Source organism: Armatimonadota bacterium, from assembly GCA_020354555.1.
Classification (GTDB): domain Bacteria; phylum Armatimonadota; class Hebobacteria.
In genome coordinates, this window is record CP070648.1 from 2,543,842 (window position 1) to 2,559,563 (window position 15,722).

Genomic DNA, 15,722 nt, shown 5'->3' on the forward strand with positions numbered 1-15,722 from the left:
CCACGGCGCACGATCTGGTCGCGCCCGGCGAACTGGAGGCGCTCAAGCGCAGAGACTTGCGCGCGCTGGACGAGGGAATCCGCGTGACGTTCATGCCGGTATTCTGGGCGGTCGGCCGCAAGGGCACGTGAGGCCGTGCCTCGTCGGCGGAGATCCGATCGGCGCGCGGAGCGGCAGCGGAGGTCAGAGTGACGGAGAAACCCAAGGTCGCCATCGTTGGGGCGAGCGGCATCGGCAAGCATCACGGGAAATGGTACGCCATGGAAGGCTGCGAGGTCGTCGCCTTTGTCGGGACCTCGGCGGAGTCGGTGGCCCGGACCCAGGAAGCGATGGCGCAGATATTCGACTTTCAGGGGCAGGGATACACGGACATCAGCCGGATGCTGGCGCAACACGAGTTGGACGCGGCCAGTGTGTGCAGTCCGCATCAACTCCACCGCGAGCACTCCCTGGCCTGTCTCGAGGCCGGGGCGCACGTGTTGTGTGAGAAGCCCCTGGTGTGGGACGTCGCCAAGTCGCCCGAGGATGTGCTGGCGGACGCCAAATCCATGATCTCGGCCGCCGAGCGAGTGGGCCGCATGCTCGCAGCCAACACGCAGTATGTGGCCGCCATCAAGCCGTACCTCGCGCTCTACGAGCAACACCGCGGACCGCTGAACCGATGCGAGCGTCTCGATTTTCGGATGGAGTCGAAGGGCGGCGCGAGCGGCCCCAACCAATACGACGAGATCTGGATAGACCTCGCGAGCCATCCGCTGAGCCTGATGCTCAGGCTGCTGCCGGGCGCGATGTTCGTCGCGGACTCCGCTGACTGCGTGATCCGGCGCGACGAGGTCGTAGCCGTGTTCGCGATGGAACTGCCGGGCGGTGAGCGCTGCCCGGTGACGATAGAGCTGCGCAACGTCTACGACGGCCCGATGGTGCGCCGGCTTGGCGCCGACGGCTTCACGGCTGACCTCTCGGGCGCGAATGACGAGCGCGGCATCTATCGAACTCACGTCACCGTCGGTGACGAGCGGGTGGTGTGCGAGGACCTCGTGCACACCTCGGTGCGGCGGTTCGCGGAGGCGGTGCGAGGCGAGGGCGGACCCCTCGCGACGGCGGCGGAGGCGTACGCCAATCTCGAGATCCAACTTGCGTTGTACGGGGCGGCGCGTCGGGAATAGGCCACGCCGCAGTCCGCGCGCGGGGCTGCCGCATCGCGGCCGTCGCTGGACGGCCCCCGTATGCGATTGCCGCATTCGGCGGGCCGGGGTATAATGACAGGTGGCGCGGAGCAGCTCTCCCGCGCGCAGGAGGAAGTGCTATGCTAGCCAGGGCCAGGCTGTGTCGTGTTGCGGTGACGGCCCTTGTCGCGATGTGGTTGTTGGCGCAGATGTGCGGCGCCGACCGTATCGCGTATCAGGGCCGTCTCGTGATGGGCAGCCGAGGCATTGTCGTCATGAGCGGCAACGGGGACAACCCGGTTGAATTGCCGCACCCCTCCGCGTCGGATCGCATCACGCCCGCTCTCAGCCCCGACGGCACCATGCTCGCCTACGCGGCCATGGCCGACGATGCGTACAAGATATGGATCGTGCGGCTCGGCGACAACAACTCGCCCGCCGCCGCGCCGGTTCAGGTGACCACCGGCGACCCCGACGACGAGCAGCCCGCCTGGTCGCCCGATGGTCGGCGCATCGCCTATGTGTCCGGGAAGGCCGAGGAACGAGGGCTCTACACCATATCGGTCGAAGGCGGCTCGCCGTCGTTCGTGACGGCCCTCGGGAGCGATTTCCGCAGCGCGTGCCCCCACTGGTCGCCGGACGGATCGCGACTCGTCTTTACGCGTGACGAGAAGCTCTTCATCGTGGGAGCGGACGGCGGCAGCGCACGCGAGCTGACCGATGACGGCATGTACCCGTCGTGGTCGCCCGACGGAAGCCAGATCGCATTCTTCAGACAGAAGCAGGAATCAGCGCTCAGCCTCATCTCCCCGGGAGGCGGAGCGCCTCGTACGCTGGTCAACCACGTGGGCTTCTTCGGCGAGACCGCATGGTCGCCCGACGGGAAGTCCATCGCCTTCAAGGCGGACGAGGTTGACGGCGTCGAGGGGAGCCTGTGGGTCGTCACCGCCGCTGGGGGCGAGGCGAAGCCTCTGCGGTCGTACGGCGTGCCCCACGGGTATCTCGACTGGTCGGCGAGCCCGGTGCAGGTCGCAGCGGCACCGACTCCGGAAGAGGTAGTCGTCTCTGACGCCAGCCCACGTCCCTCCGGCGAACAGGCCTCTGGGACAGCGGCGACGACGCCGAAGCCCGCGCCGATGCGGCTTGCCATGGCGACCGAGGAATCGAGCAAGCAACCGCCGAAGCCCGCGTCGGTCAAGCCGTCTCCGCAAGTGACGGCGTCAGTGAAGGCGAGCCCCAAGCCGGCGGCATCGGTGACGCCGACGTCGCCGCCGCCGGAGCCCGTGCAGTCGGCGTCCGCGTCCGAGGAACCGGCCAAGCCCGTCGAGGCGCTGGCGCAGCAGCCACCCGTGCGGATACTTTCGCCTGCCGACAATGCGACGGTACGCGGCCTGACCAAGGTGACGGTCAGCAAAGACTCGCCGGGCGGCTATGTCGGCTTCTTCGTGGACGGCACGTTCGCCAAGGCGACCGTAGCGCCCTTCGAGATGGAGTGGGACACGCGGCCGAGCGGGGATGGGCCCCATACGATTCAGGTGACGGCATACGGCGAAGCGGGCCGTATCGAGGGCACGGCTGAAGCGCGGGTAGAGGTCCGGAATGCGATTAGCGCTGACACGCTGCCCGAAGAGGGAGTGGCACTGCGCTATCGCTACAAGGAAAAGGAGAAGTGGGATTACGGGATCCGCGTCACGGCTCAGGCGGGCGCCAAAGGAGAGGTCCCAATGGCTGCCGTGGCCGCTCAGGCCGGGACGCTGGATGCTCTCATCACACAGCGTGTGGAGTCGGTAGGCGAGGCCCCGCAACAGGAATCGGGGCGCCCGGGAACGCCGGGGGCTGCCCCGCCCGGCGCGGCGGGGCCCCCGGCCGGCGGGGAGCCGGCCGAGATGGAAACGATAGCGACCATCATCACGCAAGTCAGGACTGGGAGATTGGACGCCCCAGGCACCGGAGGACGGTTGCCACAAGTGGGGCAGGCTGGGCGGTCGAGGCAGAACTTGGAGGGCGAGCTGACGCCCCTGGCGGGAGGAGGGAGCCAGCCGATCGCGCTGGGGAATCTGTCCATCGTGTTCCCGGAGGAACCGATCAAGATAGGTGACAAGTGGACCGCGCCGATGACCGTGCTGCCGCTGCTGCGGTCGAACGCGGTGGCGCGCGTGACCGCAGAGCACACCGCCGAGGCGCTGCAGTGGGAGCAGGGGCTGGAAACCATCCGCATCGTCTCCACCTTCAAGGTGGGATCGCTTCCGGTCGGACTCGCTGGCATGTCCATGCTCAACGTTACGGGCACGCGGACAACGTGGTTCGCGTACAAGGAGCATCAGGTCCTGCGGATAGAAGACACGGTTCAAGGCGTTTTCAATCAGAAGGCAGCGCTTGCGGCGGCGCAGACGGCCGCAGCGCCGGCGACGCGCACGACCGGTGCCGGACAGGTGGGGCGGCGCACCGCAGGCCCGGGCACTGCACGAACCGCCCGGCCGTCAGGAGGGTTGGCGCTGCGCCTCGGAGGGGGACGCGACAGGCAGCCCGCTGGGACCCGGCCGAGCCCCGCGACCCGCCCCCGCGGAGCGGTTGGGCCGGGCGCTCTGCAACTGCGCCTCGGCGGTGCCCGGGGTGGCCGACAGGCGCCTCGCACAACCACGCGGCGGCAGCCCGCTGCGACGGCGCGCACAAGCCAAGGCGCCGTTGCCGCTGCCACCGCTGCACAGCCGGCGGCGAAGCCGCCGACCCCGACGCTTCGCTACACGCTGACGTTGGCTGCGGCGCGCCAGAAGTAAAGCGCTGGGGTGAGAGCGGCGCGAGCGATGCTGGCTCACTCGGCCTAGCGCGCCGCTAGGCGCAGCTCGCCGTACCCATTGCCCACGTCCTGGGCAGTGATGACGACGCGCAGGAGACCGCGTTCGCTTCGCGTCTCGACGCTTCGAGCCGCCTCGCCTTCCCTCTGCCACAGCGCGCGCGTGCCCTCCTCGACAGGCAGAGAGATCTCGACGGTGCCCGTCGCCTCGATTCGATAGCGCCCGTGGGCAGTGCGCTCAACGTGGGCGGTGGGCTTGACCTCCACGGCGTCGCCGACCCCGAAATCGAACAGCCGCACGAAGGTCCTGCCGTCACCATCGGCATCGGTCGGCCTGGCGTCGGAGTTGTCGAAAGTAATGCGAGCGGCCTCGATGCCAGTAACCCGCCCGAGTCGCCGTCCCTCCTCGTCGAGGGCCGTCATCCCGTCGTAGAAGTCGAGGCCGGCAAGGTGAAGGTGGTTCGGCGTATTCACCCAGCCCGGACCGCTCTCCGATACCAGGAGGAGTGCTGTCTGCGGATCCAAGTCCTCCAGGCGCAGGATCACCGTGCCGTCGCCAGCCGCAGTGGCATCCACGATGCCCCACGCCGTTGAGCGCCCGCCGCCGCCGAAGACCACGGTGCTGCCGGCCAATGCCGGCAAAGATGCACCGCAGGCGCTTGGCCTCATCGTCACGGTCCGCGCCTCGTAATCAGCAGCGATAACGCGTCCCCGCAGTCCCTCCGAAAGGGTGAATCGCAGGTCGCCGATGCCTATATGTCCGGGGCCGCAGAGAAAGGCGCGGTTGATCCGGTTGGCGGAGTGCGAAATGAGGCCAAAGCTGCCGGCGAACGTGAAGCCTCCCTCCGCCTCCAAGCTGCCGCCGCGCGGACAGCTTCCGATGTAGTCATCTCCGTCGGCGGTCTGGACGCGCGCCGCGAAAGACAGCGGATCGGCGTTCCTGACGGGCAGGCTGCGCGCGCTGATCGCCGGAGGGCGCTCGCGGTATGGTTCGAATAGGGAGGCGAATACGCTCGTCAGCGGCTCGCGGGCGGACTCACTGCCGACCTCTTGTCGACGGCACAGGACATACTTGAGCTGGTCGGGATTGCCGGGCCGGAACGGCGGGGTCCCGTCGCACACGAAGACCTGCTGCGACTGCTGCGGAAGCCATGTGATCCGGAGATGGCCGGCGTCCTCGGGCAGGGTCCACAGCGCGCTCCACGGGTTCTCAGCTTCGCCTCGCTGTACGTTGGTCAGGAAACTGAACCCGCTTCCCGCATAACCGTAGAACGGGCCGTCGTAATCGAGGGCGCTGCGCTCGGGATCATCGTAGAAGTTGGCGAATGGCACCTCCGGCCCGGCGAGCGTTCCTGCGGTCTGCGGCGGGGACAGGTCGAGGCCGGTCGCCTCGAACTCGCCGTCCGGCCCGTGGAGCGAATAGTCATGCTGTGTGCCGCCGACGACGCGGAAGATGTCGAGAGCGTAGGGGCCCGCGGGATTATCAACGAGCGCGACGGTGCGGCGATACATCTCCACCTCTTCGCGATAGGCGTCGGGCGCGTCCACCTCGACGAGCTGCACAGTAGCGGACGACGCGAAAGCGACGATCTCGCCGCAGTCGCCGGTCGTCTGCCCCTTGGCGTTCACGACCACCGTGTTGTGGCTCACCGTGTTGCGCGACCAGCCAGGCGGCTCGGGGTCATCCGCCGCGAACTGCGGGTAGCCGAGATCGGGCATGAGCTTGCGCCCGAGCGCGAACAGCTCGATGTTGAGGCGATCGGCGTGGCCGTGGCCGACACCGGTGCCGTAGAACAGCGAGATATCGGCGGGGTGCTCCAGGTCGCGGCCGCGCAGCAGCGCGAGGCCGTAACCCCCGAGATTCTCCGAATCGCGGGGGAAAGCTGGCGGCGGCATCTCGGCCGACGCAGCGGGCTCGTCGAAGATATCCTCATACGTCGCGAAGCCCGGCGCAGTGACCGGCTTCACGCCCGGGAGCGCGTCGAATACATCCGGCCCGTACTCGCGAATCGCGATGCGGGTCATCCACGCGGGAATCGTGACCGAGCCCGCGGTGACACTGCTCGAGTCGCCGATGGCAGGAGTGAAGCCGCCGTGGACGATCATGCGCGGCGGGCCGAGGTAGAGCTGGCGCATGCGCGGCTCGCGGTACAGGTCAACCCCGGCGCCGCGCAGCACCTCCGCGATGCGCGTCAGCGTATTGGCCCAGATGAAGCAGTACCCCGGCGCGGTCTCATGCACCGACAGCCCGTCGCGTGAGAGCAAGTTGACCAGCGCGTAGCGAATGCCTTCGTATTGCATGCCCCGGCCCGTCGTGTGCAGGAGGAAGTCCACGACATCCCCGAGATCCTTCTCGCCTACCATCGCAGCAGTCAGCAGCGTCTCTTGGTGCATCCCGTAGTTGCCGCGGATCGTGGCGTCGTATACACCTTTGACCACTTCATCCACTACGTTGCGCTCGATGTTGGCGCGTATGTCGGCGCCGGACTTGCCCAGGAAACGCTGCGCGGCGCCCGCTTCGTCAATTGCATCGTACACGTTGTCGTACGCCTCGGCCAGCGTTGCCCCGGTGTACGTCTCCCAGATCAGGTTCAGGATCTTGCCGGTGTACGACGGAGAGAACTCCTGCGCGTAACGGGACTGCTTGTTATAGTCCATCGCCGGGTAAACTTCCGCGATGCGGTCGAGCAGAATGATCGCCTGCTGCGCGTAGTGCGGATCGCCGGTCAGCAGGTAGGCGCGGGACAGGTTCAGGGTCATCGGCAGAACATGCCATCGCCACGCCCAGTGATTGTAGTACGCGACGAACCAGTACTTCTTCTCTTCGCCGGGCTTGTGCCAGCCCCAGCCGTCGTCGGGGTAGTCGCCCGTCAGCAGCGACCGGTCGGTCATGCCGGAATCGAGGAACGCCCGGAAGTCGTTGGATGGGTACTCCTCGCCCCCGACCGGACACTTGACCTTGAACGGGCGGTCGAGGTCTATCGAGAAGGAGTAGTTACCGTGCTTGAACGCGTCGCGCCCATGGATGGGGCAGCCGGAGAAGCTGATGTTGAAAGCCCGCGGCGCCTCCGGCGGCGTGACGAGGCCGGCGACCCATTCGTCGCTGCGACCGCGCCATGCATCGGCCGCTTTGACAATGGAATCGGCAATCGCCTGCGCCCCCGGGTATTCGGCGATGTTGCGGCGGGCGCGGGCGATCTCTGCGCCTGTGTGCAGCGCGCGGCGGGTCTTGACTGAGCGCATAGGTGCCTCCTCGGGGACGGCGGGCATCGCGAACGCGATCGCGAGGGCAAGGGTGAGCGAGGGGGTGATGCAATTCACAGCGATCCTCCGCGAGGTGATTCGGCATGCGCCGGGGCCCGCCCTGCCGAGGCTGTCTGGAGGATGAATCCACTCCACAGCGAAGTTAGAGCCCAAGCCATGAATGGCGAGAAGCCTTGGCGAGATCCTGCGCTTCGTTTGGCACAGCATCTCGGCTGACGACACGGGAGGGTCACGCATGACCTCGCGGGAACGCCTGCTGGCGCTGCTTCAGGGCAGGCCGGTTGATCGCTGCGGCGTGTGCACCTACACCCACGACGGGCTCAACAACTCCCGCCTGAGAGAGGAGCCGAGTTGTGCGGAGATGATGCCGGTCATCGACGCGGAAACAGAGATCTTCCTCGGCTGGGGGCCCAAGGTTGAGCCCAACGTATTCCTGTCCACATCACCCGACATCTCCATCTCCGAGGAGGAGCACCCCGAAGACGACCACGTCGTGATTCGCTCCACGCTCCACACGCCGAAGGATGATCTGCATTCCCTGTGCGTGAGGCACGACGGCGTCGCGACGACGTGGAAAGTGGAGCACTATCTCAAGACCGACGAAGACGTCGAGCGGTTCCTCTCCATGCCGTACGTTCGCCCGCGCGTTGAAGACAATGATTTCGCTGGGGCCCTGGCGCGCGTTGGCGAGCGGGGGCTGGTCGAAATCGGGATGGCCGACCCGATCTGCTACGTTGCGGACCTCTTCGAATTCGGCGACTGGACGATAAGAGCGTGGCAGGACCGCAAGACGATCCGCCGGTTGCTCGACGCGATAGCGCCTCGCGTGTACGATTGGCTCGACGGCGTGCTCGCGCTGGGTATCAGCGGCACGGTGTTCAGGCTGTGTGGCCCGGAATACGCGAGCGAGCCGTACGTGAGCCCTGCGCTGTTCCGCGAGTTCGTGACCGAGTATGATCTGCCCATCGCGCGCAAGATGCATGACGCCGGATGCTACCTGCGCCTGCACAGCCATGGGCGGCTCGGCAACGTGCTCGACCACATCATGGAACTGGAGCCGGATATTCTCGAGCCCGTCGAAGGACCGCCGAGCGGAGACATCACCATCGGCGAAGTGGCGCGGCGCGTGGGGCGCGACTGCGTGCTCATGGGCAACCTCGAGCCGCGCGAGTTGGAGTTCGCCGATGCCGAGGTGGTTGACGCGCTCGTGCGTGAGATCATGGCATCGGTGGCCGGTCATTCGCCGTTGATCGTCGCTCCGACCGATATGCCGATCGCCTTCCCGCTGTCGCCTGTCTACGCGCGCAACATCCGACGCTACGTCGAGGTGGTGTTGGAAGAGGCGGGCGAGTATAATTGAGGATAAGCTCGGCGCGAGTCGAGTCACGCCGCGTGCTGCTTGCGGAGAGCTGACGGCTCGGGCCCGAGGGGAACCGCGACGCAGCAGACAAGGAACGCAATGAGTGGCGGCTGTGCTGCGAGGAGACGGACGCGCGAGTGGCGTGTGGAACGCGTGGTGGCTCCGGGGCGAGGGTACCACGCCGCGCTGACGCTCGTATCCGACGGTACGGAGCAGGCGTTGGTCAAGGACTACTCGGGCAGCGGGCCCTTGTTCCGCTTGGTCGCGGCGCCGTGGCTTGCGGCGCGGGAGGCGCGAATATACCGGCGATTGGCGGGCACCCGCGGGGTGCCGCGCTCCTACGGCCGGTGGGGGCGCACCGGGGTGCTGCTCGAATACGTCGACGGGCGCAACTGCCAGGAAGTCGCGCAAGGCGAAGTCGGCTCGTGTTTCTTCGACCGCCTGCGCGAGGTGGTGAGCGCGATCCACGGGCGCGGCGTGGCGCACTGCGACCTCAAGACGGCAGACAATATCGTGGTGACGCCCACGGGCGAACCGATCATCGTGGATTTCGCGCAAGCCATCAGACGTCCAGCGCGATGGAATCTTCTGGCGCAGGCGATCTATCAGCGCTTCGAGCGCGACGATTGGCTGGCACTCTCGAAGCTCAAGGCACGGCTGGCGCCGGGACTGTTGACCGAAGTGGAGATTCGCGCGCTGCGGTGGCGCAGCCCGGCTGAGCGGTTCGTCCGCGCGGTACGTGACCGCCTGCGGGCGCTGTCCCAGTGGGCGTTCGAGGCGGACGCGCGCGTCTCGCGCGCGCAGGAGAGAACTCGCGAGCGCGGCGCGTCGGCGCGAGTGCTGGCGCGGAAATAGAGATCGCTGTCTGAGGTCATTCCCTATGCCGAGATGCGTCAGATGCGGCACCGAGAATCCTGACGGCCGCTCGCTGTGTTCCCAGTGCGGGGACGATCTGGCCGCTCAAGCGCAGATCGAGGACGACGACACGCTGATCATGCGCCTCGTTACCGGGGAAACGGCACGCCCACGGGAGCAGGCGGCGCGCGCGTACCTGTGGCTCCTCGACCCGACCGGGGAGCAGGTCGAGCGTGCCGCGGAGATCTCAGACGATGAATCGGTGATCATCGGACGGCGGGCGGATTGTACGGTGGTCCTGCCCTCTAACACGGTCTCGCGGCGCCACGCGCGCATCTGGCGTGACGGCGACGACTACCTTCTCGCCGATCTCGGAAGCACCAATGGGACGCTGCTCAACGGCGAGCCCGCCATCGGCGCGGAGCGACTGAACGACCGCGACGAGATCGCAGTGGGCATCTACAAGTTGATATTCCGCAAGACCTGATGCGACAAGGTCGTTGCGTTACCGGAGAGTCCCAGGCCGGGCCGATCATGCCCGAGGGCTGCATTGCGGAAGAGCTTCGGGCCCTGCGATGACAGCCGAAACTCCATAATTGCGTCACACGACCTATGCTCTATCCTGCGGCGGCTTTCGCTATCGCTTTCGTCGTGACCCTCGGCGGCACAGCGCTGCTGCGCCGCCGGCTCGGGGCATTCGTCTCGCGCGAGGCCAAGCCGGGCAAGGAGAGGATTCACCGGCTGTTCCCCAAGCCGCGCAAGCCCCTCGGGGGCGGCGTCGGCATGATGGCGGCCTTCGCCGCCGGTACCCTGGTCGCGGCGTGGCTGCGCGGCGATCCGCCCCGGATGATTGAAGCCGCCCTCGTCATCGTCGCAGGTGCTTGGCTGTTCGCCGCCATCGGCATCGGCGATGACCTGCGCAAGGCGCGCGGGGCGGGCATGTCGGAGCGGAGCAAGTTGCTGCTGCAGATTGCGGCGGGGCTCGCGCTCGGCCTCTACCTCAAGCTGCGCGTGATGGGCGCGGGCGACGTGTACGTCCCGCTCGTCCGCTACACGCTTCACACCGGATGGCTCTATGTCCCGTTCGCGGCGCTGGTGATTATCGCGACGGCCAACGGCGTCAACCTGGCGGACGGCGTGGACGGGCTCGCGGCGGGCAGTGTCGCGATCGCGGGGTTCGCTTACTTCGTCATCGGGTCGTTCTGGAACCCGCAGGTGATGGTCGCGGCCCCGGCGTTGACGGGGGCGTGCCTCGGCTTCCTGGTGCTGAATTACCCGCCGGCGCGCGTGCTCATGGGCGACACGGGTGCGTTGGGCCTCGGCGCCGCGCTGGCCATGATGGCGCTGCTCTCGATGGGCGAGTGGGCGCTGGTGCTCATCGGCGGCGTGTTCGTAATTGACGCGATGTCTGTCATCCTCCAAACCGGAGCGATACGCCTGGTGCGCGGGCCGGTGCAACTCCTGCGCCACCGCACGACGGAGGCCTGGCGGCCGTTCCTGTGCACGCCGCTGCACCATCATTTTCAGTGGTTGGGCTGGCGCGAGCCGCGCATCCTTGCGTTGTTCTGGAGCGTCGGCTTGCTGCTCGTCCTGCTCGGGTTTGCCGACTACGCGCTGCGCGTGGATTGGCCATGGCTCGTCGGGCTGGGGGTGATGGCCGCCTTCCTGGCCGGGGCGGCGTGGCAGAAGGTGGCGCGCGCCAACTTCTTCCTCGGGCTCATGCCGTCGCAGGAAGGGGAGGACCTGCTCGCGCTGTTCCGCGGCATACCCGTGCGCCTGCTCGGCCGTAGGCTGTATCAGCCCTGCAAGGTGACGCCGATACCCGAGAGCGCGGTCGAGTCGGTGGCGGAGGAGAATCTGTGGCGGCCGATGGGGGAGGTCGAGGCGGAGATCATCCTCGGCAAAGTCTACTGCGATCATAAGCTTTACGACCAGGCGATTGGGGAGTGGGAGCAGGTGCCGGTGCGCAACTTGATGCTGCGCGAGGACGTCGTGCTGCGCCTGGCGCGGATCTACTACGCGCGCAATCGGATTCTCGACGCCGTGCGGCTGTGGGAGAGGCTGCCGTCGGCGCGACAGGACAACGGCGAAGGTCTGGGCTCGGTCGTGGCACGCGCCAAGGCCCGCCTCGCCGACCTCGCAGGCAAGTCCTATCGCCAGGCGATGCGCTCCGGTGTCCGCGCCGAACTGGCACAGGCGCGCCGACTCAACCAGGACCTGCTCGAACTCCTGGTTTACGAGCGGGAGAAGCTGGAGGCTCCTGGGGCAGGCGCCCAGGTGCCGCAGGCGACGCACGAGCGCGGCCTCTTCCGACGGATGGAGCGGGCGGTGCTGCGGCGCATCGGCGACCTCGACCAGCGACTGGAAACCCCGGCGCCCGCCGTGCGCGCCGTGCCGGCGGCCGCACTCGACGAGCAGACCGAGGCTGTCGCGCGTCGTCTCGGGATCAGCACACAGGAACTCGTCGAGGCCTTCGCCGCCTGTCCCTACGGAGTCCCTCGCCTGCGATGGTGCGAGGCGGTGGCCGGAGCGTCGCGCAACGAAATCTACCGCATGGAGGCGGAGTGGGCCGGCCCGGAGACCATGATCGCGAAGCGCTATGACCCGGCGCGCATTCAGTTCTTTTCGGCGTGCTACCGGCGGGAGGCCGAGGTCGTGCGCTTACTCCATCAGTACGCGGTCAGCGTGCCGGAGTTCTACGGAGGAGTGGATAACGAGAAGCGTGCGGTGGGGTTCTTCGAGGATCTCGGTGCGGTGACCCTCGCCGGGCGCCTACGCGAGAACAAGCGCGAGGCGCGAGCACGACTGCTGGAGGAGGCGGTCAGAGCGGTCGCGCGGATGCACGCCGTGGCGCGGCGCAACCTGCCGCGGCTTCGCGAGGAGATCCTGCGCATCGACAAGGAAGCATTGAGCGAGCGGTATTACATGGACGCGTTCCGCATCGCGCTCGAACGGCTCGTGGAGACCGCTGGCGCGGAGCTGTCCGCCGATGAGCGGCGGATTGTGGAGGGCCAACTGAGCGAAGTGGCGGCGACCCTCGCGACTCAGCCCAAGACATTCATCCACTTCGAGCTCACGCCGCATCATCTGGCGGTTCGCGGCGATGACTTCGTGGCGTTCGACTTCGAGCAGGCGACGCTCGGCCCGCCCGAGTTCGACCTCGTGACGCTGCTGCGCTCCCCGGACAGCGACTTGCAGGATTCGGAAATCGAGCGCCTGCTCGAACGCTATCGGCTGTGCATGACGGAGTCGGATCCCGATCCCCTGCCTCCTCGCGCGCCCGCAGCCGCAGACTACGCGGCATTGTTCAAGGGACTGTTCTACGCCGGGGCCGCGGCGAATTTCTGGCGCAAATTCGACGACGAGGCGTGGCTGACTCGCTTGCGCTGGTACCTCAAGGACTGGCAGGCCGTGGCGGCGCGCTACCCCGGGCTGGCGGAAGTGGGGCACATGCTGCGCTCCCGCTTCGGGCGCATGCCGCGCGCTTCGGGGCAGGGCAACGGCACAGGTGGCGGAGCGACCTAGCCGGCGCTGCCTCGGGCCCCAATGGCGCGCCTGCGAACCGGGACCCCCTCGGGAAGCGTTCGAGGCGTTCCCGTCTCGGCGCGGGTTCAGCATATGGAGGAGCACCCCACAGATGAGCGACGACGAGGTGGGCCGCTGCTGGGACGAGAACGCGGAGGTGTGGGCGCGGCACGTCCGCGCCGGCTACGATCACTACCGCGATCTCTACAACAACCCGGCGTTCTTCGAGTTCGTCGGTGACCTGGCGGGCCGGATGGTTCTTGACGCCGGCTGCGGCGAGGGCTACAACACCCGGCTCCTGGCGCGCCAGGGCGCGACGATGACCGGCGCGGATATCTCGACGAAGATGATCGAGTTGGCCCGCGCGGAGGAGCAGCGCGAGCCGCTGGGGATACGGTATGAGGCCGCTTCGATCAGCGACCTGTCGCTGTTCGCCGACGCGACCTTCGACGCTGTGGTCTCCACAATGGCGCTGATGGACTGCGCCGATTACGAGGGCACGATTCGCGAGTTCCAGCGCGTTCTGCGACCGGGCGGCTTGCTCGCCTTCAACGTGTGTCACCCGTGCTTCACCTACGCGATTCGCGACTGGGACTACGATGAGAAGGGCGACGTCGTTGGCATTCGGCTCGGGGCGTACTTCCAGCGGGGCTCCCACGTCGAGCGCTGGCGGTTCGGCGCCGCACCCGACTCCGAGGATGCAGATCCGTTCACGGTGATCTACTTCCACCGGACGTTGGCAGAGTTCTTCAACCCCTTTTGCGCGGCTGGGTTCAGCATTGAAGCTGTCGCCGAGCCGCAGCCAACGGAAGAAGCGTGTCAGGCTGATCCACGGCTGCGCAAGCACCGCCTCGTCCCGCAAACGCTCTGTGTCAAGGCGCGCAAGGCCGAGCGGTGAGGAGGGTCGCCGGCAGGCGCAGTGACACAGGACGCGCGGCCCCGCTTGCGTGTGAACTGCGCAGAGGCAAATCCGCGCAGCGCGGACCTCATATGGCACCAGAGCGGCGCGTTCGGACGTGGATCATCGTGAGACCGTCGTGCGCGGTAGTGCCGGTTGCGCGGGGATGAACGAATCTGCCCGGCGCTGTGCCGAAATGCAGGGCGGGGACTCAGCAGGGCGCTCTGTCACCGCAGACACGCCTGCTAGGAACGGCGTCGGCGGCGCAGCCCGCCAAGCACTGCGAGGCCACCCGCCAAGAGCAGAATGCTCGTGGGCTCGGGAATCACCCGGGGGACTATGATGCCGTGGTGATGCTCCAGCAGCGGGATGCCGGCCGCCAAGGGCCACGCCGGGAACCCGCGCTTGCCTGCTTCAACCGCTTGCGCCAGAGGAACCTCGAGTGCCGCCGCGCGCGGCAACTCCACCAGCAGCGTGTACTCCTCGGGACAGTGAACCGCCGTCGCGCTGGGCATCTCGAACGTCGGCGCAACGGGGAGCGATACCACCTGGGTATACTCTTCCGGCGCGTGAGTGCTGGGTGCTTCCCACGTTACCACGGGTGCGACTGTTGGGAGTTCTGTGACGATGGGGTTGGCGCACGCGTATTTCATCAGCGGCGTTCCGTCGCTCAGGCCGAATACCTTGCCGCCCTTGCGGAAGTAATCGCGGCTCTTGTAGATCCGTCCCGTGCGGGTGACGCCGTAGACCGGCCGCCAGCCGGACTCAGAGAACGTAATGACTTGGATGTTGTCACGCAGATACTTGACCAGATCCGCTTGCGAAACGTGGAAGTGCTTGGCGAGCCGCTGGCAAACGACCGCGTCACTCTCGACCTGCGCCACCAGCTCGTCTACCGTATAGGCGCGGTAGGGGACAAACGAATCCGGTCCGGTTCGTTCCTTGGCGGCGAGAGCAGGCAACGCCAAGAGGCCGAGCAGAACCACCGCCAGCAATCGCGCGGGCACTCTCACTCGGCTGCCTCCAGGGCTTTGACGTCTACCGTGACCCAGGCCGGTGCACCGAACCGCCCCGCTCCGTCACCCGCCCGCATCGTGAAGATGAGCCTGCCGGGCTCCTGCCCTTGGCCCTCCTCGTTCCGCGGCTCGAGCAAGACGTGAGTCTCAATCGGCAGTTTGGGGGAGACATAGGTCACTCGGCCGTCGCGGGTCAGGGTGTAGAAGAACTCTCTGACCGCGGGACCGGCGGAAACGAAGAACAACGTCGCCTTGGACACAGTCGTCGGGGCCGCGGCCTCTGTGAGTTGCTCGTCCGCCTTCGGATCACGTGACCGGATGGTGCAGGCCAGTCGTTCCTCGTCGGTCACGGGCGGACCGCTTTCCGCAGTCGCGCCGCCGAGGGCGCGCAGCAGGGGATCGGTCTCGGGGACGACGAGAAAAGTCGCGGTCGCGCTGTTCTCCATGGCATTCGGCTTCTTAGTTGCCGCCCATACTTCGACCATGTGATAACCGGCCTCGACGTCGGCGGTGTTGACCTTCACCCGCCATGGGGGCTCAGCCTTCGACGACAACTCATCGTTGTCGAGGCGCACCCGCAGTTCGGCCAACTCGGCCCCGCCGGTGGTGATCATCGGATTGATCGTCAACTCGTCGCCTTGCACTACCGGTAGTTCCTGCGCCCAATAGGTGGGAGGCTCTCCGGCGCGTTGGAAACTGCGCAGGTCTCCCTGCGGACTGCGCACCTCAAACACGACCTTGATTGCGGGCACGTAGGCTTTCTCGTCGGCCTGCGCGGACAAGGGCGCGACGCACAACAGGGTTGTCGCGACGACGGCACAAATAAGCCATTTCATCATGTCGC

10 protein-coding genes are annotated in these 15,722 nt (G+C 67.1%); 7 read left to right on the plus strand and 3 right to left on the minus strand.

The annotated features are described in order from the left end of the window. The first annotated feature begins 188 nt into the window (after positions 1 to 188). The gene (locus JSV65_10405; protein UCH33004.1) at positions 189 to 1,166 is read left to right on the plus strand and encodes a Gfo/Idh/MocA family oxidoreductase; all 978 of its coding nucleotides are present in this window, start codon (positions 189 to 191) and stop codon (positions 1,164 to 1,166) included. 140 nt (positions 1,167 to 1,306) lie between these two features. Next, positions 1,307 to 3,943 (plus strand): PD40 domain-containing protein, encoded by a 2,637-nt coding sequence (locus JSV65_10410; protein UCH33005.1) that lies wholly within the window; start codon positions 1,307 to 1,309, stop codon positions 3,941 to 3,943. Between the two features lie 44 nt (positions 3,944 to 3,987). Here JSV65_10410 and JSV65_10415 read toward each other — a convergent pair whose 3' ends face one another. After that, positions 3,988 to 7,203 (minus strand): heparinase II/III family protein, encoded by a 3,216-nt coding sequence (locus tag JSV65_10415; GenBank protein ID UCH33006.1) that lies wholly within the window; start codon positions 7,201 to 7,203, stop codon positions 3,988 to 3,990. Positions 7,204 to 7,459: 256 nt separating this feature from the next. Here JSV65_10415 and JSV65_10420 point away from each other — a divergent pair, with 256 nt between their 5' ends. The 5 genes from JSV65_10420 (at position 7,460) to JSV65_10440 (ending at position 13,862) form a co-directional block, all read left to right on the plus strand. Further along, positions 7,460 to 8,584, plus strand: a complete 1,125-nt coding sequence (locus tag JSV65_10420; GenBank protein UCH33007.1) for a hypothetical protein — start codon at positions 7,460 to 7,462, stop codon at positions 8,582 to 8,584. Between the two features lie 144 nt (positions 8,585 to 8,728). Then, positions 8,729 to 9,439 carry a hypothetical protein gene (locus tag JSV65_10425; protein UCH33008.1) on the plus strand — a complete coding sequence of 237 codons (711 nt, stop codon included), beginning with the start codon at positions 8,729 to 8,731 and terminating at the stop codon, positions 9,437 to 9,439. Positions 9,440 to 9,464: 25 nt separating this feature from the next. Continuing rightward, a complete protein-coding gene (locus tag JSV65_10430; GenBank protein UCH33009.1) occupies positions 9,465 to 9,926 on the plus strand; it encodes an FHA domain-containing protein in 462 nt (153 codons plus the stop codon). Between the two features lie 125 nt (positions 9,927 to 10,051). Next, complete coding sequence (locus JSV65_10435) at positions 10,052 to 12,964, plus strand: phosphotransferase (protein UCH33010.1); 2,913 nt, start codon at positions 10,052 to 10,054, stop codon at positions 12,962 to 12,964. 112 nt (positions 12,965 to 13,076) lie between these two features. Beyond that, positions 13,077 to 13,862 (plus strand): class I SAM-dependent methyltransferase, encoded by a 786-nt coding sequence (locus tag JSV65_10440; GenBank protein UCH33011.1) that lies wholly within the window; start codon positions 13,077 to 13,079, stop codon positions 13,860 to 13,862. Between the two features lie 245 nt (positions 13,863 to 14,107). Here the strand turns inward: JSV65_10440 and JSV65_10445 are convergent, their stop codons facing one another. Then, positions 14,108 to 14,875, minus strand: coding sequence for a PEP-CTERM sorting domain-containing protein (locus tag JSV65_10445; protein UCH33012.1), 768 nt, complete (start codon positions 14,873 to 14,875; stop codon positions 14,108 to 14,110). Continuing rightward, on the minus strand, positions 14,872 to 15,717 hold the full coding sequence (locus tag JSV65_10450) for a hypothetical protein (GenBank protein ID UCH33013.1): 846 nt from the start codon (positions 15,715 to 15,717) through the stop codon (positions 14,872 to 14,874). The genes JSV65_10445 and JSV65_10450 overlap by 4 nt, the downstream gene beginning before the upstream one ends. Between the last annotated feature and the right edge of the window lie 5 nt (positions 15,718 to 15,722).